Origin of the sequence: Buchnera aphidicola (Pterocomma populeum), from assembly GCF_049314985.1 — a bacterium.
Classification (GTDB): domain Bacteria; phylum Pseudomonadota; class Gammaproteobacteria; order Enterobacterales; family Enterobacteriaceae; genus Buchnera; species Buchnera aphidicola_BQ.
Map to the genome: position 1 here is coordinate 558646 of NZ_CP186013.1, position 21625 is coordinate 580270.

At 24.7% G+C, this 21625-nt stretch carries 16 protein-coding genes and 1 tRNA gene; 5 read left to right on the top strand and 12 right to left on the bottom strand.

All coding sequences use genetic code 11. From position 1 onward, the window contains the following. Positions 1-1788, top strand: a complete 1788-nt coding sequence (locus tag ACOI1G_RS02765; RefSeq protein ID WP_422667279.1) for an ATP-binding cassette domain-containing protein — start codon at positions 1-3, stop codon at positions 1786-1788. Between the two features lie 19 nt (positions 1789-1807). Here the strand turns inward: ACOI1G_RS02765 and ACOI1G_RS02770 are convergent, their stop codons facing one another. The 3 genes from ACOI1G_RS02770 to ACOI1G_RS02780 all read right to left on the bottom strand — a co-directional run bounded on the left by ACOI1G_RS02770 (position 1808) and on the right by ACOI1G_RS02780 (position 7244). Then, positions 1808-2746: a rhodanese-related sulfurtransferase gene (locus tag ACOI1G_RS02770; protein ID WP_422667280.1), complete on the bottom strand. Its 939-nt coding sequence runs from the start codon at positions 2744-2746 to the stop codon at positions 1808-1810. Positions 2747-2789: 43 nt separating this feature from the next. Then, positions 2790-5663, bottom strand: coding sequence for a valine--tRNA ligase (locus tag ACOI1G_RS02775; RefSeq protein ID WP_422667281.1), 2874 nt, complete (start codon positions 5661-5663; stop codon positions 2790-2792). Positions 5664-5738: 75 nt separating this feature from the next. Then, entirely contained in the window at positions 5739-7244 is a 1506-nt protein-coding gene (locus ACOI1G_RS02780) for a leucyl aminopeptidase (RefSeq protein ID WP_422667282.1), read from the bottom strand. Between the two features lie 244 nt (positions 7245-7488). Between ACOI1G_RS02780 and argF the strand changes: the two genes are divergently transcribed. From argF to ACOI1G_RS02800, 4 genes are all read left to right on the top strand, one after another. Then, complete coding sequence (argF, locus tag ACOI1G_RS02785; protein WP_422667283.1) at positions 7489-8505, top strand: ornithine carbamoyltransferase; 1017 nt, start codon at positions 7489-7491, stop codon at positions 8503-8505. A 102-nt stretch (positions 8506-8607) separates the two neighbouring features. After that, positions 8608-9540 (top strand): aspartate carbamoyltransferase, encoded by a 933-nt coding sequence (gene pyrB / locus ACOI1G_RS02790; protein ID WP_422667284.1) that lies wholly within the window; start codon positions 8608-8610, stop codon positions 9538-9540. 10 nt (positions 9541-9550) lie between these two features. Beyond that, positions 9551-10006, top strand: coding sequence for an aspartate carbamoyltransferase regulatory subunit (pyrI, locus tag ACOI1G_RS02795; RefSeq protein WP_422667285.1), 456 nt, complete (start codon positions 9551-9553; stop codon positions 10004-10006). 51 nt (positions 10007-10057) lie between these two features. Further along, on the top strand, positions 10058-10444 hold the full coding sequence (locus tag ACOI1G_RS02800; protein WP_422667286.1) for a Rid family detoxifying hydrolase: 387 nt from the start codon (positions 10058-10060) through the stop codon (positions 10442-10444). A 100-nt stretch (positions 10445-10544) separates the two neighbouring features. Here the strand turns inward: ACOI1G_RS02800 and ACOI1G_RS02805 are convergent, their stop codons facing one another. From ACOI1G_RS02805 to secG, 9 genes are all read right to left on the bottom strand, one after another. Further along, entirely contained in the window at positions 10545-12308 is a 1764-nt protein-coding gene (locus ACOI1G_RS02805) for a DEAD/DEAH family ATP-dependent RNA helicase (protein ID WP_422667287.1), read from the bottom strand. Positions 12309-12673: 365 nt separating this feature from the next. Then, a complete protein-coding gene (gene pnp, locus ACOI1G_RS02810; RefSeq protein WP_422667288.1) occupies positions 12674-14797 on the bottom strand; it encodes a polyribonucleotide nucleotidyltransferase in 2124 nt (707 codons plus the stop codon). 204 nt (positions 14798-15001) lie between these two features. Then, entirely contained in the window at positions 15002-15271 is a 270-nt protein-coding gene (gene rpsO / locus ACOI1G_RS02815) for a 30S ribosomal protein S15 (protein WP_422667289.1), read from the bottom strand. Between the two features lie 96 nt (positions 15272-15367). Further along, positions 15368-16303, bottom strand: a complete 936-nt coding sequence (truB, locus tag ACOI1G_RS02820) for a tRNA pseudouridine(55) synthase TruB (RefSeq protein WP_422667290.1) — start codon at positions 16301-16303, stop codon at positions 15368-15370. Between the two features lie 33 nt (positions 16304-16336). Beyond that, positions 16337-16699 carry a 30S ribosome-binding factor RbfA gene (gene rbfA, locus ACOI1G_RS02825; RefSeq protein WP_422667291.1) on the bottom strand — a complete coding sequence of 121 codons (363 nt, stop codon included), beginning with the start codon at positions 16697-16699 and terminating at the stop codon, positions 16337-16339. 70 nt (positions 16700-16769) lie between these two features. Further along, positions 16770-19361, bottom strand: a complete 2592-nt coding sequence (gene infB, locus ACOI1G_RS02830) for a translation initiation factor IF-2 (protein WP_422667292.1) — start codon at positions 19359-19361, stop codon at positions 16770-16772. Positions 19362-19379: 18 nt separating this feature from the next. Further along, positions 19380-20867 carry a transcription termination factor NusA gene (gene nusA, locus ACOI1G_RS02835; protein WP_422667293.1) on the bottom strand — a complete coding sequence of 496 codons (1488 nt, stop codon included), beginning with the start codon at positions 20865-20867 and terminating at the stop codon, positions 19380-19382. Between the two features lie 243 nt (positions 20868-21110). Further along, positions 21111-21193: transfer RNA gene (locus ACOI1G_RS02840), tRNA-Leu, on the bottom strand. A 28-nt stretch (positions 21194-21221) separates the two neighbouring features. Further along, on the bottom strand, positions 21222-21545 hold the full coding sequence (secG, locus tag ACOI1G_RS02845) for a preprotein translocase subunit SecG (RefSeq protein ID WP_422667294.1): 324 nt from the start codon (positions 21543-21545) through the stop codon (positions 21222-21224). Between the last annotated feature and the right edge of the window lie 80 nt (positions 21546-21625).

Below are 21625 nucleotides of genomic sequence, written 5' to 3' on the forward strand. Positions count from 1 at the left end.
ATGTCTCTTATTCAAATACAAGATGCTTATCTATCATTTGGTAATCTAGAAATATTTAATAAAGCTATATTATACGTTAATAAAAATGAAAGAATTTGTTTAACTGGTAAAAATGGTTCTGGAAAATCTACTCTGTTAAAAGTAATTAGTAAAAAACAAGATTTAGATCAAGGAGATATCATATATAAAAAAAATATTAAAATATCTTATTTAAAACAAAATAATCCTATTGATATTAATATTTCTGTATTTAATTTTATTAAACAAGAATTAACTAAAAATATAAAAAATAATAATCAATATCACTCCAGTGAATTAAATATCAATTACCTTGTAAAAATAGAAAAAATTATTGACATTATTAAAATTAAAAAAAATATACTTCTTTCTTCTTTATCTGGAGGATTATTACGGAAAGTTATACTTGCTGGAACATTAGTACAAGAACCAGATATACTTTTACTTGATGAACCAACTAATCATTTAGATATTGAAACAGTACAATGGTTAGAAAAATTTTTAAAAAAGTTTTCTGGTACTATACTATTTGTATCACATGATCGTTCTTTTATTCAAAATATTTGTACTAGAATTATTGATCTTGATCGTGGAAAAATTATTTCTTGGCCCGGTGATTATAATAATTTTATACTGTTAAAAAATGAAAATAATAGGATTGAAAAAATTCATAAAAAAATTTTTGATCATAATTTAGAAAAAGAAGAACAATGGATTAGAAAAGGAATTAAAGCTCGTTGTACAAGAAATGAAGGACGAATAAAACAATTAAAAATATTAAGAGAAACTAATGCTAATTATAAAAAAATTGAAAATATAAAAAATATTACTATTAATCAAATTAGTAGTTATTCAGGAAAAGTAATGTTTAAATTAGAAAAAATTAATATGATTATTAATAATAAAATTATTATTAATAATTTTTCATCAATTATACAAAATGGAGATAAAATTGGATTAATTGGAAAAAACGGATGCGGTAAAAGTACTTTAATAAAAATTATACTAGAAAAAATTAAACCTAATACAGGAAAAACATATATAAGCAAAGAAATAAAAATTGCTTATTTTGATCAAAATAGAGAACTATTAGATCCAAATAAATCTATTTTAGATAATATTGATTGTGGGAAAGAAAAAATAGAGATTAATGGAAAAGAACAATATTTAATAGGATATTTAAAAAATTTTTTATTCAAACCACATCAAATTAAATCTTTAATTAGCACATTATCTGGAGGTGAATGTAATCGATTATTACTCGCAAGACTTTTTTTAAAACCTAGTAATGTTTTAATTTTAGATGAACCTACAAATGATTTAGATTTAGATACTCTTCAATTATTAGAAAAAATTATTATTAAGTATAAAGGTACTGTTTTAATAGTTAGTCATGATAGAAAATTTATTGAAAATACAGTAAATAAATATTGGGTATTTCAAGATCAGGGTTATATTAATACTTACTATGATAAGAATCAATTTCAACAAAAAAATACTATTTCAAAAACACATCATGTATTAACAATACTACCAAAAAAAAATCAATCTAATATATTTTCTGTTAAAAAAAATAAAATAGAAATTAATCAAATATTGAAAGAAATAGAAAAAATAGAATCAATGATTAAAACATTACAAAATCAATGTAATTCTTTGTATTTTTTTAAAAAACCAATTATAGAACAAAAAAAAATATTAGAAAAATTAAAAAATAATGAAAAAAAATTACAAATAAAAATAAAACATTGGGAAAAATTAGAAAAATAATATTTTATAATATATATTACTAGATTATTTTTTTCATACAATCTATTGAACAGCAATTATGAAAATCAATAGCACAAGAACGACACTGAATAAATAACTGGTGACATATATTATATGCACAATTAGTATATGTATCAGAAGAATGATGACATTGTTGACAAAATGATATTACTTTATTAGAAATTTTTTCACTCATACGATTATCAAAAACAAACATTTTTCCTTCAAATAAAATGGGTAAATTATTTTTTTTAGCATCATGAACATAACCTATAATTCCACCTTCTAAATGATAAACATATTTAAAACCATTGAATTTCATCCATGCCGTTGATTTTTCACAACGGATACCTCCTGTACAATACATAATAATTTTTTTATTTTTTGCGTATTCTAATTTTTTTACTATAATATTTAATTGTTCTCGAAATGTTATACTTTTGATTTGTATAGCTTGAGGGAAATGTCCAATTGCATACTCATAATAATTTCTCATATCTATCAATATAATATCATTATTATTTATCATGGAATTTACTTCTTTAGCTTTTAAATAAATACCAACATTATTAGGATTAAAAAAAATATTCTTAATTCCATCTGCAACAATATTTTTTTTTATTTTGACAGATAATACCCAAAACGACAATTTATCATTATTGAAAGATTTATTAATTCGTAAATTTTTTAATGCATTATCAAAATTATATATAAAATTTTTTAAAATAGAATAAAATTCTATAGGTACACTAATTTGCGCATTAATTCCTTCTTTTGCAATATACACTCGACCTAAAACGTGATATTTATAAAAATATTTATAAATATTATCACGATATTCTTGTACATTTAAAATATTAAAATATTTATAAAAAGATAAATTAATACGATTTTCTTGTAAAAATAAAGCATATTGTTTTAATTTTTGTTTAGAAAGACGATTATGTAATATTGACATATTATATATACCTTTAAGAAATATCTATTTATTTTTAAAATTATTATCTATTTTTATTAATTAAATTTATAAGTATTTTAATTTGATATGATATTTTTTTATATATTTTTTTTAAATACATAAAGTTTTCTTTTTCTTTTTGAATAATATCTTTCGGTGCATATGTTATAAAATTTTTATTTAAGATTTTTTCTTGACTTTTATTCATAGATAATTCAATTTTATATATTTCTTTTTTTAATCGATTTAATTCTGTTTTTTTATCTAATATTTGTAAAATTGGTACAATTATTTCTACTCCATCAATATTTTTTTTAATTGATAAAGGGTCATTATATTCTTTATCTAAAAAAGTTATATTCTCTATATAAGCTATCTTTTTTAAAAAAAATGCGTTATTTTTAAGAAGATTTTTTTGATCATATGAAATATTATAAAATAATATAGGTAATAATTGTATAGAACTTATATTCATAGTATTACGGATATTTCTTAAAAAAATAATAATTTTTTTTATCCAATCAACATTATGAATAATACCATCATCTAATTTTTCTTTTTCATATTTAGGAAAACATTCTAACATGATTGTACTATTTTTAATATTTTTAATTTTTTTTATACGCTGCCAAATATTTTCAGTGATAAATGGTATAATAGGATGTGCTAATTTTAATAAAGATTCTAAAATATGAACTAATATATTCTTAGTAGTATCAACTTCAAAAGATGATCCATTATGAATAATAATTTTAACAAATTCTAAATACCAATTACAAAAATTATTCCATATAAATTCATATAAAATATTAGAAGCTAAATCAAATCGATATGTATCCAATGATTGACGATATTTTTTTACTGTACTATTAAATTCTATTAATATCCATTGATTAAATAATAAAGTATTATTTTGTTTGAATGAATGAGAAAAATGATGGTCTTTAGTATTTATAATTACAAAACGACTAGCATTCCATAATTTATTACAAAAATTACGATATCCTTTTAATCTATTCATATCCCAATATATATCACGTGTATTTGATGCTAAAGAAGAAAATGTAAAACGTAAAGCATCTGCACCTGTAGCTTCAATACCATTAGGAAATGTTTTTATTGTACGCAATCGTATTATATTAATAACATTTGGTTGTATCAAATTACTGGTTCTTTTATCAATTAATTTTTTTAAAGAAATTCCATCTATCATATCTATTGGATCAATAACATTTCCTTTAGATTTAGACATTTTTTGACCTTTTTCATCTCGTATTAATCCTGTAATATAAATTTTTTTAAAAGGAACTTGTGAATTTCCATTTTTATCTTTAATAAAATACATAGTTAACATAATCATACGAGCAATCCAAAAAAAGATAATATCAAAACCACTAATTAAAACATTAGTAGAATGAAACGTTTTTAATAAAATACTTTTTTTCGGCCATCCTAAAGTAGAAAATGTCCATAATGCTGAAGAAAACCAAGTGTCTAATACATCATGATCCTGTACTAAAGAGATGTCATCTGAAATATTATTTTTTTTTCTTATTTCAGTTTCATTTCTTCCAATGTATATATTTTTTTTATTGTCATACCAAATAGGAATTCTATGACCCCACCACAATTGACGTGAAATACACCAATCTTCAATATTATTCATCCAAGATAAATACATACTTTTATATTGTTTTGGTATAAATTCAATTGTTTTATTATTTACTACATTTATTGCACTTTTAGATAATTCTGAAACTTTTAAATACCATTGATTAGTCAGCATTGGTAAAATAATCACACCACTACGGTCATTATAAGGAACAATAATATCACATTCTTCTATTTTTCTTAAAAAACCTAATTTTTTAATTTCTTGGATAACTTTATTTCTAGCAGATATAATATCTAAATTCTGAAATTCTAATGGAATAAAAGAATTATAAACATCTGATAGATTACCTTTATAATCATAAATTTTAGATTTATATTTTATTTTTCCATTAAAAGTAAATATAGTAATCATGGGTAATTTATGACGATAAGCAACCTTATAATCATTGAAATCATGCGCAGGAGTAATTTTTACACAACCTGTTCCTTTGTCTATTTTTGCATATTTATCTGAAATTATAGGAATAACACGATTAATTAAAGGAACAAGAACATTTTGACCAATCAAATGATTATGTTTATGATCATTAGGATTTACTGCTATAGCCGTATCTCCAAATAAAGTTTCTGGTCTTGTTGTGGAAATTGTTAAATATTTCATTTCATTATGTGGTTTTGCATTATTATAAAGAATAGGATATGCAATAAACCACTTTTTTCCCTTCATAGATCTGTGTTCTACTTCTAAATCAGAAATTACTGTTTCTAATTTTATATCCCAATGTACTAGTCGTTTTTTTTGATAAATTAAATTGTTTTCATATAAAATAATAAAAGCTTCTTGAACAGCTAATGAAATATCTGGATCTAGAGTAAATTTTTCACGATCCCAATCAACTGAATTACCTAAACGACGCATTTGATCTGTAATAACATGATTTGATTCTTTTTTCCATAACCATATTTTTTTAATAAACTCTTCCCTACTATAATCATTTTTTATTTTTTTTTCTTCTAATTGTATTTTACGTTCAACTATAATTTGAGTTGCAATGCCAGCATGATCTGTTCCTACTTGCCATAATGTATTTTTTCCCTGCATTCTATTATATCGAATTAATATATCCATCAACGTTTGTTGAAATGCATGTCCCATATGTAAACTTCCTGTAATATTAGGAGGAGGCATCATAATACAATAACTTGGTTTTTTAAAATGATTAATTGGCTTAAAATATCCATTTTTTTCCCAAAAATCATATAATTTTTTTTCAATATCTTGAGGATTATAATTTTTTTCCATTATTTTATACTATATTTTATATTAAGATAGAATTTCTATGAGTTTTAATTATCTTGCTATGTTATTTTAGTTCTATTATATTTCATTACATTGAGATGCATTTAATAAAAATTGACACAGTAATTCCACAGGTCGTCCTGTAGCTCCTTTTTTTGTGTTATCCCTCCAAGCAGTACCTGCAATATCTAAATGAGCCCAATGATATTTTTCTGCAAAAAAAGAAAGAAAACAAGCGGCAGTAATAGCTCCAGCTTCTCCTTTACCTATATTTGAAAAATCTGCTATATTGGATACTAAATCTTTATGATACTCAGGAAATAATGGTAATTTCCATATTTTATCATCTGTTTGTACAGAAGCTTTAATCAATTGAGTAGATAATATATCATTATTTGAAAATAAACCACTAACACAACTACCCAACGCTACAACACAAGCGCCTGTTAATGTTGCAATATCAATAACAACATCTGGAGAAAATTTTTCTACGTATGTTAAAACATCACATAATACTAATCTTCCTTCTGCATCAGTATTTAATACTTCTACTGTTTTTCCTGACATAGTTGTTAATACATCACCTGGTCGAAAAGAATTTCCATCAGGCATATTTTCACAACTGGCTAACACACCAATAATTGTTAATGGTAATTTTAAAATAGCTGCTGAAATCATAGTACCATATACAGCTGCTGCTCCACACATATCATATTTCATTTCATGCATACGATGAGATGGTTTTATAGATATACCTCCCGAATCAAATGTAACTCCCTTACCAATTAAAACAATAACTTTTTTTGACTGAATATCATTATTAGTGTATTTAATAATAGACATATAAGGTTTATTTTTTGATCCACGACTAACTGCAAGATAAGAATTCATACCTAATTTTTTCATATCTTCATCATTGATACATTCTGCTGTGATATTATTTTGATATTTTTGAGACAATTCTTTTGATTTTTTAGATAGATATAAAGGAGTGCATATATTTGCTGGTAAATTACTAATATTTTTTGTAGCTATAATACCTTCATTAATAGCTAAAGCATGCTGTAATGCTTTTTCTAAGAAAATAATGTCATTTGTATCAAAAATATGTATATATATTTCATTTAAATTATTTCTTTTTTTAAATGAATTTTTAATTTTAATAATATTATATAAAGAATCCATTATATTTTGTACAAAAACCCTAATCGTCCAATACATATTTAAATCTTTAATTTTTATTTCATTTATACAAAACATTGCTTTTCTTACAGAAGTTTTTTTTAACGATTGTATACTATTCTTTATAATTTTTTTAAAATTATTTCTATCTAATTTATTTTTTTTACCACAACCCACTAATAAAACTCTTGTATGAGGGATATTAGAAACATTGTGTAATAACATTGTTTGACCTAATATTCCAGATATATCTCCTAATTTTATTAATGAACTAATATATCCATGAGTCATTTTATCTAAATATTCTGCAGAAATACTTAGTTCATCTTGCTCAAATACACCCACTATAATACAATCAGAATTATATGTATTTAAATCGTAGTTATTTATAAAAAACTTCATAATTTTTCTCTGTGTATAAATAAAATATATTTTAATACAAAAAAGTTTATCATATTATTTTATATTATTAATATGAAATTTTTATAAATATTTGATATTTTATTATTTAATAATATTGTGTATTAATTAAAATATAAGTTATTCAATACATTCATAATAATTTAATTATTTAAAAAAAATAATATTATGTATTGAATTATTTAAGTTCAGTCAAACATCTATTATACAATACGGGAAATATAAAATGAATACTCTGTATCAACATCATTGTTTAAGACTCATGGATTTTACTCCAAATGAATTAAAAAATATTATTTTTTTAGCACAAAAATTAAAAATTGATAAAAAAAATAATATAGAAAAACAACTTTTGAAAAAAAAAAATATTGCCTTAATTTTCGATAAAGAATCAACACGGACAAGATGTTCATTTGAAGTTGCAGCATTTGATCAAGGTGCAAATGTTACTTATCTAGGCCCTAATAGTACACATCTTGGAACAAAAGAATCTATAGAAGATACTGCTCAAGTTCTTAGTCGATTATATGATGGAATTCAATACCGGGGGCATAGTCATCATATAATAGAAACAATATCTAAATATTCTAAAGTACCTGTATGGAACGGATTAACAGATCAATTTCACCCAACACAACTAATATCTGATTTATTAACAATAAAAGAAATTATGCCTAATAAATTATTTTCTGAAATAACATGTGCATATGTGGGTGATGCACATAATAATATGGGAAATAGTTTTTTAGAAGCTGCTGCATTAGTGGGTTTAAATTTACGATTAGTTGCTCCAAGGGAATGTTGGCCAGATAAAAATCTTTTTATTACATGTCAAGAAGAAGCTAAAAAAAACAATGGCAATATTATATGTACTGAAAATATCGAAAAAGGTGTAAAAAATGCAGATTTTATTTATACAGATGTATGGGTATCTATGGGAGAAAAGGAGACAATATGGGACAAAAGAATTCAACTATTAAGAAAATATCAAGTTAACGCTTCTATGTTAGATATGAGTAACAACACTCATATTAAAATATTACACTGTCTACCGGCATTACATGATCAAGAAACAAAAATAGGGCAATCAATACTAAAAAAATATGGTTTTGAAAATGGAATGGAAATAACAAATGATATTTTTAAAAAAAATAAAAATATTATTTTTGAACAAGCGGAAAATAGATTACATACTATTAAATCACTTTTAGTATCCAGTTTATCACAAAAAATATATCTATAGTACAAATCGTAATAAAAGATTATATATTTATTTTTAATATATTTAATATATTGTAAAAACAAAAAAATTATCTTTTTTGTAATAATGAAGGAAAAATAAAAATTGATAAATTCATTATATAAAAAAAATATTATTTCTATAAATGATTTAAATCGTTATGAATTAGAATTAGTTTTAAAAAAATCTGCTTTTTTAAAAAAAAAACAACAACCTAATCTATTGAAAAATAAAATTATTGCCAGTTGTTTTTTTGAAGCATCAACACGAACCCGATTATCTTTTGAAACTGCTATTTATCGTTTAGGTGCATCTATTATAGGATTTTCTGATGGTAAAAATATTTCTTTAGAAAAAAAAGGAGAAACACTATCTGATACTATTTCAGTCATAAGTTCATATGTAGATGCTATCATAATTAGACATCCACAAGAAGGATCTGCACGTTTCGCATCAGAATGCTCGAATGGTATACCTGTTTTTAATGCTGGCGATGGAGCCAATCAACATCCAACACAAACACTATTAGATTTATTTACTATTCAAGAAACTCAAACACGATTAAATCATTTAAATATTGCTATGGTAGGAGATTTAAAATATGGAAGAACAGTACACTCACTAACACAAGCATTAGCAAAATTTAAACACAATCAATTTTTTTTCATTTCACCTGATGCATTAATTATGCCTAGTTATATTAATGACATGTTATATAAAAAAGAAATTCGCTGGAATCGATATAATCATATTGAAGATATTATTTCTGAAATAGATATTCTTTATATGACAAGAATACAAAAAGAACGATTAGATTCTACAGAATATGCTAATGCAAAATCCAAATTCGTATTACATACAACAACTTTAAAAAATGCACGCAATAATTTAAAAATATTACATCCATTGCCCCGCATAGATGAAATAGATTATGATGTTGATCATACACCTTATGCTTGGTATTTTAAACAAGCTCAAAATGGAATTTATGCACGTCAAGCTATTTTATCTTTAGTTTTAATTGAAAAACACACATAAATTATAACATATGCAAACAAATAAACTACAAGTAGAAGCAATTAAATCTGGAAGTGTCATTGATCATATTCCTGCACACATTGGATTTAAATTGCTATCTTTATTTAGATTTACTGAAACAGAAAAAAGAATTACTATTGGATTAAATTTACCATCTAAAAAATTAGGAAAAAAAGATATTATAAAAATAGAAAATACTTTTTTAAGTGATGATCAAATTAATCAATTAGCTATTTATGCTCCATGTGCTTCTGTAAATTATATAAATAAATATAACGTAGTTGGTAAAATTTTTCCTAATTTACCAAAAGAAATTAAACGTATTTTAATTTGTCCAAATAGTAATTGTATTAGTAATAACCATTTTATAACATCTAGTTTTACTTTAAAAAAAGATAAAAAAAAAAATATGCATTTAAAATGTAAATATTGTGAAAAAGAATTTACTAAAAATACAGTATTATGATGTAAATAATACTATTATCATAAAAAAATTTTAAAACTATAGTGATCTTTTATGAATTATATAATTAGTACTAAAAACGCACCTAATGCTATTGGTCCGTATTCGCAAGCAATAAAAGTTAATCATTTTTTAATGATATCTGGACAAATACCCATTGATGTAAGATCCGGAGAAATGCCAAAAACAATTGAAGAACAAACATATCTTGTATTAAAAAATATAAAATCTATTATTGATGCATCAGAATTAAAAGTTAAAAATATTATTAAAACAACTATTTTTTCAACTGATTTAAGAGATTTTGATGCTATTAATCATATTTATCAAACATTTTTTATAAACAATCAATCTACTTTTCCTGCAAGATCTTTTGTAGAGGTTAAAAAATTACCTAAAAATGCAAAAATTGAAATTGAAGCTATAGCATTTTTTAAATAATATTAATAAAAAATTTTATGAACTCTTCTATATTATATGCAATTAAAATCTCAATATGCCGCAGAGCGGCATAAAAAATTCAATATTTACAGAAAAATATCTATTTTTTTAGAGTATTAAATTTTTTTTGACTACTTTCTGATGAACGACGAAAATTCATTTTATCTTTATGAAAAACAGAACGATTAGGTATTTTATTTTCATAAAATACAGTATCATTAAATAAATGCATATTAATTGGTTTGTTTAAAATACGAGTTCGAATACAATTTTTTAATAAATCCTTAGAAACATTTTTAGGTAATTCAATAGTAGAATATGCAGAAAATAATTTAATATTCCCAATATATCGACTACTAATATTACCCTCATTAGCAATAGCTCCAACAATATGACGTACTTCTACTCCATCATTACGACCTACTTCAATACGATATATATCTGTATTTTTTATATCTCGACGTTCACGTCGAATACGATTTTGACGTGTATCTTCACGTCGATAATCATCTCTTGTAAAAGATGTTTTAAAAGAACGAATAAGTAAATCTTTTTTCACAATTAACGGACGTTCCCCTTGAGCCATTTTTAATAATGCTGCAGCTAAAATTTTAATGTCTAATTCATCCGTAATATATAGTTTATCTAATAAAATAATATATTGTTCTAAATCTTTACTTTCTAACTGCTGTTGTACTTTTTTTGAAAATTTTTCTAGACGCTTTTGACATAATAAATCAATATGTGGTAATTGCACTTCTGGAATAGACTGTTTAATTATTCTTTCAATATTTCGTAATAAACGACGTTCACGATGTTCTACAAATAATAAAGCTCGTCCAGCTCGTCCAGCTCGCCCTGTACGACCAATCCGATGTACATAGGATTCTGCATCCATAGGAATATCATAATTAATTACAAAACTAATGCGATCAACATCTAAACCACGAGCAGCAACATCAGTGGCAATTAAAATATCTAATCTTCCATTTTTTAGACGATCTAAAGTTTGTTCACGTAACGATTGATTCATATCACCATTCAACGCTGCGCTATTATAACCATTTTTTTCTAATGCTTCAGATACTTCTAAAGTAGCATTTTTTGTTCTAACAAAGATAATTGTAGCAGAAAAATCTTCCACTTCTAAAAAACGTATTAAAGCATCAGTTTTTTTTCCATATACCATCCAGTAGCTTTGCTTAATATCTGGTCTAGTAGTAATATTTGATTGTATCTTAATTTCTTTTGGGTTTTTCATAAAACGTTTAGAAATACGACGGATAGCCTCTGGCATAGTTGCTGAAAATAATGCTGTCTGATGTTCTTTAGGAATCTGTGATAAAATATTTTCTACATCTTCTATAAAACCCATTCGTAACATTTCATCTGCTTCATCTAAAACTAATCCATGTAAATTAGAAAGATTAAGTGTTCCTCTCTTTAAATGATCTAATAATCGTCCTGGAGTACCTACAACAATTTGAGGACCTTGGCGTAATGCTCTTAATTGTAATTCATATCTTTGACCGCCATATAACGGTAAAACTTTTATTCCTACTATATATTTAGAAAAAGATGAAAAAGCTTCAGCTACTTGCACTGCTAATTCTCTTGTTGGTGCTAATACTAAAATTTGTGGAACTTTTAAATTAACTTTTAAATTATGTAAAAGAGGTAGTGAAAAAGCAGCTGTTTTTCCACTTCCTGTCTGCGCCATTCCTAATACATCTCTGCCTTCCAATAAAAGAGGAATACAGGCTAATTGAATAGGAGAAGGTTTAACATACCCCATTTCAGTTAAAGATTGAATTAAAAAGGGATTTAAACCAAGAAAAGAAAATGTGCTTTCAATATGAGTCATGCAGTAGATATGCCTTTTTAGTTACAGTGGCCAGTCTACATAGCTAATGATGAAAATATTTATTTATTCTCATTGAAAGGTGTGAACCGGCTCAAATTATATGATGTAATAAATAAAAAATTAAATAATTTAAAAAAATTTAAATTAATATTAATATTTATTAGTGATTGCTAATGAATTTTTAGATATATAATATATATTACTAAAAAATCGCATTAGCAATGAATAAAAATTATCTTTTTAAAAACATAATATTATAAAGATATAATTTTAAAAAAATTATTTTTTATATTATTCACATGGTACTATTGGATTAAATATAAATCTATATTTTATTAAAAAAATTATTCTGTATATTAATTGTATCAGATAATCATATTTTTTATAGATTTATTATGATTAAGTGAATGATCTACTTCTTTGATACTTAATCGTAAACGTCCTTGACGATCTATTTCTAAAACTTTAACTAGAACGATTTGATCAAGCTGCAAATGATTTGACACTTTATCCACTCTTTGATCAGATATTTGTGAAATATGTACTAAACCTTCTTTTCCTAATCCAATAGAAATAAAAGCACCAAAATCTACAATTCTTGTTACTTTTCCAGAATAAATACGACCTACTTCAATTTCAGCTGTAATTTCTTTAATCCTACGAATAGCATGTTTTACTTTTTCTTTAATATTAGCAGATATTTTAACAATACCGTTATCTTCAATTTCAATCACAGTACCAGTTTCTTCAGTTAACATGCGAATAATAGATCCTCCTTTTCCTATGACATCTTTAATTTTTTCAGGATTAATTTTCATTGTATGAATACGAGGTGCAAATTCAGAAATATCAGTTTTTGGAGCACTTAAAGCTTGTTGCATAACATTCAAAATATGCAATCGAGCTGCTTTAGCTTGATATAAAGCTAAATTCATAATATCATTAGTAATTCCTTCTATTTTCATGTCCATTTGTAATGCTGTAATTCCACTTTTTGTTCCAGATACTTTAAAATCCATATCTCCTAAATGATCTTCATCACCTAATATATCTGAAAGTAAAACATATTTATTACCTTCTTTTACTAATCCCATAGATATTCCTGCAACAGCTTCTTTAATAGGAACTCCAGCATCCATAAGTGCTAAAGAAGCTCCGCAAACTGAAGCCATGGAAGAAGATCCATTTGATTCTGTAATTTCAGATACTATTCTAATAGTATAAGGAAATTCATCTAATTTAGGCATCACTGCTAATAAACTTCGTTTTGCAAGACGGCCATGACCGATTTCTCGTCTCTTTGGAGATCCTATCATTCCTATTTCTCCTACAGAATAAGGTGGAAAATTGTAGTGAAATAAAAAATTATCTGTTCGATCTCCTAATAATTCATCTAGATTTTGTGCATCTCTAGATGTCCCTAAAGTAACTGATACTAAAGATTGTGTTTCTCCTCGTGTAAATAATGCTGAACCATGTGTTCTGGGTAAAATACCTGTACGAACATCTAGTGCGCGAATCATATCTTTATCACGTCCATCAATACGATTTTCATTATTTAATATACGCTTACGCACTATTTTTTTTTCAATTTTTTGGAAAATTGCTTCTATTTCTTCAAGATCTATATTATCATTTTCACTAGATAAAAATACAATTAAATTTTCTTTAATACTATTTAATTTTTCACATCTTTCTTGTTTATTAAAAATACAATAAGCAGCACTAATTTCTAATTCAGATATTTTTATAATTTTTGATTCTAATAATTGATTTACTTCAGGATAAGATATAATCCATGGTAATTTTCTTGCTTCATTAGATAACGATCGAATATTATTAATAACTACCTGTTGCTGATGATGGCCAAAAAGAATAGCATTAAGAATTTTTTCTTCACTCATAATATTAGCTTCAGCTTCTACCATAAGAACAGCATTTTGTGTTCCTGAAATAACTAAATCTAAAGTACTGCATTTCATATCATCACTAGTAGGATTTAAAATATATTGATTATTAAGATACCCTACTCTAGCAGCACCTATAGGACCATAAAAAGGTATTCCTGATAAACTTAAAGCAGTCGATGCACCAATAATAGAAATTATATCTGGATTAATTTGTGGATTAACTGAAACTACTGTAACAATAATTTGAATTTCATTAAAAAAACCTTTTGGAAATAATGGACGAATAGGTCTATCAATTAATCTTGCTATTAATATTTCATTTTCACTAGGACGCCCTTCTCTTCTAAAAAAACCACCCGGTATACGACCTGCTGCATATGCACGTTCTTGATAATTAACAGTTAAAGGAAAAAATTTTTGCTCTGCATTTATTTTTTTCTGTCCAACAACTGTAACAAATACTGTAGTATCATCCATACTAGCCATTACAGCTGAAGTAGCCTGTCTAGCCATGATACCGGTTTCTAAAGTAATTGTATGTTGTCCATATTGAAATTTACGTACAATTGGATTGAGCAAGATATGATCCTTAAAAATAATTAAAAATAAATTGAAAGTAATAAATCCATTGTTACTAATAAAAAATTCGATTGATAAAATATTAATAGAATTTTTTATTTATAAAATAAAAAATATATTTTTAAATATTATCAAAACTGATAAAATTATAAAAAAAGGGCTAATAAAGCCCTTTATAAAACATAATATTTTTATGAAAAATAATTATCGTCTTAAATGTAAATTTTCAATTAATATAGTATAACGAGATATTTCTTGATGCTTTAAATAATCTAATAATTTACGACGATTAGAAACCATTCTTAAAAGTCCTCTACGACTGCCATGATCTTTTTTATGTTGAGAAAAATGAATTTGAAGATGATTAATTTGATGTGTTAAAAATGCAATTTGAACTTCTGTCATACCAGTATCTTTTTGATTTTTACCATATTTTAAAATAATATTTTTTCTATCTGTTACACTTAGAGACATATAATACTCCATATATTTAAACTATATTAAATATATTTTAATATAGTAAAATTATTTAAAAAATCATATCATACTCATTTTTTAAAAATATACTACTTAATTATCTATATTAGAAATTAATCGATATGGTATAATAATACTATTATTTTTAATTTTACCTAATCCTATAAATTTTTTATTTTTTTCTTCTATTACTCGTACTAAAGTATTTTGAAGATTAGTTGAAAAAAAAATATTTTTACCCAAATGAAAATCATATGCTTGCATTATAGAAATAAATATCTTTGGTAAAAAAGATATAGGACTATCTATAGGCATTAAAAAATTATCTAATGTATCAAAAAAATTAATACTATGAATAGTATTATTAGAACAATGATATAAATCTTCCATTGTTACTAATTGTGACTGAAAATATGAAGCTACCTGCAAACGACGTAAAAAAATAACATGCGCACCACAGCCTAATTTTTCTCCTAAATCTTCTATAAGAGTACGAATATACGTTCCTTTTGAGCAAAATATATTAAATTCAATACAATTATTAGACTGATTAATAAAATCAATTTTATGTATTAATACTTTTCTTATCTTTCGCTTAATTATTAATCCTTTCCGTGCATATTTATATAATGGTTTTCCATTATGCTTAATAGCTGAATACATTGGAGGAATTTGATCAATCAAACCAGTCAATGATTGTATAGACATATGTAATTTATCAAATGTAAAATCTATAACTCTTCTTCTGATAATTATACCATTAGAATCAGATGTAGAAGTTTTTTCACCTAATTTTGCAATTACATGGTATTTTTTATCAGATTCACTTAAATATTGAGAAAACTTAGTAGTTTCTCCAAAACAAATTGGTAACATACCAGTAGCTAAAGGATCTAATGTTCCTGTATAACCTGCTTTTTTGGCATGAAAAATATATTTTACTTTTTGTAAAATATAATTAGAAGACACTCCTTGTGGCTTATCTAATAATAGTAATCCATTAACATTTCGTTTTTTATAAAAAAACATTTATATATCCTATGCATTCTTTATAAATAGACATTACTTTTTATTCATAATATTATTTAATATCATAGAAATCTTATTACCTTGTAATAATGAATCATCATTATAAAAAATAATATATGGAATAATACGCAATCTCATTTTTTTGCATAATAGTTTACGAATATAACCAGAAGCTTTATTTAACATAATAATAATTTTTTTTATATGATATTGATCATTATCTTTATAAAAACTAACAAATACTTGTGCATATGATAAATCTTTTGATAATTTAACTTCAGATACTGTTATTAATGTATTAAAACGAGGATCATTTAATGAATGTTGTATGATAAAAGCAATATTTTTTTGTAATTCTTGTGAAATTCGATCAGATCGGCTAAAAAATTGTTCCATAATTATATTACCAAAAAAAAATGATATTTTAAAAATATAGAAAATAAAGAATATTTAAATAAAGTAATTTTTATATTGTTCTTTTTATTTCTTTTATTTCAAATACTTCTATAGTATCTCCAATACGTATATTATTATAATTTTTTATAGCAATACCACATTCTATGCCATTTCGAATCTCATTAACATCTTCTTTAAAACGTCTTAATGATTCTAATTCACCTTCATATATAACAATACTATCTCTGATTATTCGAATTTTACTATGTCTTTTAATAATACCTTCTATTACCATACAACCAGCAACAAAGCCAAACTTAGGAGACTTAAATAAATTTCTTACTTGTACTAAACCAATAATATTTTGTTTATACTCTGGTGATAACAGACCAGTCATAGCTAATTTTACTTCATCAATTAAATTATAAATAACTGAATAATAACGCATATCTAAGTGCTCTGAATCAATAATTTTTTTTGCAGTATTATCAGCTCGAACATTAAATCCTAAAATAATAGCATTAGAAGCTAATGCTAAAGAAGCATCTGTTTCTGTAATGCTACCAATTCCTAAACTAATAATATTAATTTTTACTTCATTAGTAGATAATTGAATTAAAGCCCCAGAAATTGCTTCTAAAGAACCTTGAACATCTGATTTAAGAATAATTTTTAATTCAGAAAAATTATTTTTATTCATGTTATCAAACATGTTTTCTAAACTTACTCGATTTTGATTCGATAACTTTGTTTCACGATGTTTATTTTGTCTATAAAATGCTACCTCTCTAGCTTGTTTTTCATTACGAACTACTGTTACTATATCTCCAGATAAAGGCACTTTAGATAATCCTAATATTTCTACAGGAATAGAAGGTCCAGCATGTTTAATTTCTTTACCTATTTCATTTCTTAAAGTTTTAATTTTACCATATTCTAATCCACATAATATTATATCACCTTTATTTAATTTTCCTTTTTGAACTAATACAGTAGCTATCGGTCCTCTACCTTTATCTAAAAAAGATTCGATAACAACACCCTCTGCCATACCATTAGAAATAGCTTTTAATTCTAAAATTTCTGCTTGTAATAAAATAGCATTTAATAATTGATCAATACCTTTTCCTGTTTTAGCAGAAAGCGGTATAAATATATTATTACCTCCCCAATCTTCTGAAATAATTTCATATTTCATTAAGTCATTTTTTACTTTATCAAGATCTGATTCCATTTTATCTATTTTATTTATAGCAACTATTATTGGAACATTAGCTTCTTTAGCGTGTTGAATAGCCTCCAGTGTTTGAGGCATTACACCATCGTCCGCTGCAACAACTAAGATTACAATATCTGTAATTTGAACTCCTCGTGATCTCATAGCGGTAAAAGCTGAATGACCAGGTGTATCTAAAAAAGTAATCGCTCCTGCATTTGTTTTAACATGATATGCTCCAATATGTTGTGTAATACCTCCAGCTTCATTCATAGTAACTTTTGTTGAGCGAATATAATCTAATAATGATGTTTTACCATGATCAACATGTCCCATAATAGTTACTACAGGAGGACGAATTAGAAAAATATTATTCCCTGTATCTCGATCTTTCATAATTTTTTCTTCTAATTCATTTTCTCTATGTAAAATAACTTTATGACCCATATCTTCTGCAATTAATTGAGCTGTATCCTGATCAATAACTTGATTATTTTCTCCTATTATTCCCATATTTAGCATATTTTTAATAACTTCTGAGCTTTTTATAGCCATTTTATTAGCTAAGTCTGATACTGTAATAGTTTCATTAAGAACTATATCTCTATTAATAATAGATGTAGGTTTTTGAAAAACTTGCTGTAATGCAATAGATTTCTTTTGAGAAGTATTAAATCTATTATCTTCTTTTTTATACTTTTCATTATTATTTTGTTTATTATGTTTTTTTTGACGATTATTTTGAATATTACGAGCACGTTTTTTTTGATCTTTTTCTGTTGTATGATCATTTTCAATTTTCTGTGTACGTAAAAAAGTTGTTAAATGATAGTCTTTTTTATCTTGTTCACCAATAGTCCAATTTTTTATATTATCTTTTAATAATCTTTTTTTATTTAAATTTTTCTCGTATAATTCCATATTTTTTTTTAACTGTGTTTTTTTCGTATCTTTTGCAGAATTATTAAATTTTTTTAAATCATTTACTATGTTTAATGGATGAGATAACTTTTTCTGTATGACATTTTTTGATGTGATATCATGTTTTTTATCAATTGTTTTTTCTAAATTTTTTATACTCTTTGGTTTTAAAACATTATTTTTAATTAATATATTTTTTTGTTTATTTTCGCTTAATGACATTTTTTGTATCAATTTATTATTTTTTAAATATGCTCTTTTTTTTCTAACTTCTACTTGAACTTCTTTATTTCTTCCTCCTACTGTAGCAATATTTAAAGTAGTACGCATTTTTCTTTTTAAAATTAAAGTATCAAAAGAAATATTTTTATCTTTTTGAAGTGAAACTAATAAACTATTTTTTTCTTCGATGCTAATAGAATCATTTTCATTTTTAAAAATTCCAATCTCAGACAATTTTTGTATTAAATTCTTCATTGAAATTTTTATTTCATCAGATAAAACTTTTAAACTTACATCTATCATTTCTATTAATTCCTATTATCAGACTTTACCACCAAACCAACAAATATTGCGGGCTGCCATAATTAACATCCCAGCTGTTTTAGAATCTAAATCTTCAATATCTACTAAATCATCTATTCCTTGATCAGCCAATTCTTCTAAAGTAAATATATTTTTTTCCGATAATTTTGATGCTAAAATTGAATTCATGCCTTCAATATTTAATAAACTCGCTTCAGATTTTTTTAAAAAAAGAGCATTTCTTTTTTCTGATTCTATTACATTTAACCCATATTTAGCTTGATCTCGAACTAATTTTAATTCTTCTTTAGTTAAATTTTTTATTGATGATAATTCATTAAATGGTATATAAGCTAATTCTTCAAGAGATGAAAAACCTTCTTTTACTAAAATATTAATAATTTTTTCATCTATATTTAAATGTTTTTTAAATAAATTAAAAGCAATATGTGCTTCTTGTTCATGTTTTTTATGCAATTCTTCTGTAGTCATAACATTTAATTCCCAGCCACTGATTTGTGAAGCTAAACGAACATTTTGCCCATTTCTTCCAATAGCTTGCGCTAAATGATTTGTATCTACTGCAATATCCATAGTATGATGATCTTCATCAACTATAATAGCAGCAACTTCAGCCGGAGCCATAGCATTAATCACAAATTGCGCAGGATTATCATCCCATAAAATAATGTCAATCCTTTCACCACATAATTCATTAGATACAGCTTGTACTCTAGCACCTCTCATACCAACACAAGCTCCTATTGGATCAATCCGATTATCATTTGTTTTAACTGCAATTTTAGCTCTCAAACCAGGATCACGTGCTGCAGCTTTTATTTCAATAAGTTCTTCACCAATTTCAGGTACTTCTATTCGAAATAATTCAATTAACATTTCCGGTTTAGAACGACTAATGAATAATTGAGCACCACGAGCTTCAGGATAAACTCCGTATAAAAGACCTCTTATTCGATCTCCAGGACGAAAATTTTCTCTGGGTAACATACCTTCTCTTAGAATTAATGCTTCAGCATTATTTCCTAAATCTAATGTCAAATTATCTCTATTAATTTTTTTTACTATACCTGTGATAATTTCTCCTGTATATTTACGAAATTGATCTACTAACATAGCTCTTTCTGCTTCACGTACTTTTTGTACAATTACTTGTTTAGCAGTTTGAGTAGTAATTCTATCAAAAATAACAGATTCTATCTGATCTTCTACATAATCATTTATTTCTACTTTTTCACTTTCAAAACACGCTGCTTCTATCGTAATTTCACGAGTTGGTTGAGTGACTATTTCTACTACCGACCATCTACGAAAAGTACTAAAATCTCCAGTTTTACGATTAATACTAACTCTAACATCAATTTCTTGTTCATGTTTTTTCTTGGTTGCTGTTGCTAACGCCATTTCTAAAGCTTCAAAAATTTTTTCACGGGGTAAAGATTTTTCATTAGAAACAGCTTCTACAACAGCTAAGATTTCCTTATTCATCTTAGTAAACCTCAAAATAAAGCTTTTTTATAATAAAAAAAATAAAATTTATTTTTCATATTAAATATTAAAAAATATATATAATAAAATATATTTTTTTTCAAATTCTCTAAATAAAAAACCCCGAAAATTCGAGGTCTAGGTAGCATTACCCTACGTTATTAAAAATATGATAAATTTTATATTAATTTATTTAAGTATGTCTTTTATTTACAATTAAAATATATCTTATTTATGAAATATTGCCGAGGATGGGATTTGAACCCATATACTTATTCAGTACTATCTCCTCAAGATAGCGTGTTTACCAATTTCACCACCTCGGCTATTAAAAGATTTTTGGTTAAATTAATATTAATGAAATGTTTTGTTTTTTTTTATATGAGATGTTTTATGATTACTAATAATACTATTTTTATCTTTTTCCCAAAAAAAATTTTTTTTTATTTTACTGTTATTAATATTACATAAAATAACACTGATTACTAAAAATAAACAAGAAAGAATGCTAATGATCTTAGTTATTAAATTATTACGATGCATATTACCAAATAAAGTTAAATTATTTTTAGAACTTAAATAAGTAGAATGATTAAATCCTTTACCTGGCTGTAAAAGAATAAAAGAAATTAAAAAAATAGAAACTAACATAAAAAATACCAAAAAAAATAAATACATATAATACTTCCTTTTAATACTTAATGCTAAGATAAATTTTATTTTAAGTTGTTTTTTGAAGTTATTATACGTAAATTATA

Excerpts from the sequence above, each read along its gene's own strand:
- ACOI1G_RS02765 (WP_422667279.1), top strand. The coding sequence starts at position 1 with ATGTCTCTTATTCAAATACAAGATGCTTATCTATCATTTGGTAATCTA.
- ACOI1G_RS02770 (WP_422667280.1), bottom strand. The coding sequence starts at position 2,746 with ATGTCAATATTACATAATCGTCTTTCTAAACAAAAATTAAAACAATAT.
- ACOI1G_RS02775 (WP_422667281.1), bottom strand. The coding sequence starts at position 5,663 with ATGGAAAAAAATTATAATCCTCAAGATATTGAAAAAAAATTATATGAT.
- ACOI1G_RS02780 (WP_422667282.1), bottom strand. The coding sequence starts at position 7,244 with ATGAAGTTTTTTATAAATAACTACGATTTAAATACATATAATTCTGAT.
- argF (WP_422667283.1), top strand. The coding sequence starts at position 7,489 with ATGAATACTCTGTATCAACATCATTGTTTAAGACTCATGGATTTTACT.
- pyrI (WP_422667285.1), top strand. The coding sequence starts at position 9,551 with ATGCAAACAAATAAACTACAAGTAGAAGCAATTAAATCTGGAAGTGTC.
- ACOI1G_RS02800 (WP_422667286.1), top strand. The coding sequence starts at position 10,058 with ATGAATTATATAATTAGTACTAAAAACGCACCTAATGCTATTGGTCCG.
- ACOI1G_RS02805 (WP_422667287.1), bottom strand. The coding sequence starts at position 12,308 with ATGACTCATATTGAAAGCACATTTTCTTTTCTTGGTTTAAATCCCTTT.
- rpsO (WP_422667289.1), bottom strand. The coding sequence starts at position 15,271 with ATGTCTCTAAGTGTAACAGATAGAAAAAATATTATTTTAAAATATGGT.
- truB (WP_422667290.1), bottom strand. The coding sequence starts at position 16,303 with ATGTTTTTTTATAAAAAACGAAATGTTAATGGATTACTATTATTAGAT.
- rbfA (WP_422667291.1), bottom strand. The coding sequence starts at position 16,699 with ATGGAACAATTTTTTAGCCGATCTGATCGAATTTCACAAGAATTACAA.
- infB (WP_422667292.1), bottom strand. The coding sequence starts at position 19,361 with ATGATAGATGTAAGTTTAAAAGTTTTATCTGATGAAATAAAAATTTCA.
- nusA (WP_422667293.1), bottom strand. The coding sequence starts at position 20,867 with ATGAATAAGGAAATCTTAGCTGTTGTAGAAGCTGTTTCTAATGAAAAA.
- secG (WP_422667294.1), bottom strand. The coding sequence starts at position 21,545 with ATGTATTTATTTTTTTTGGTATTTTTTATGTTAGTTTCTATTTTTTTA.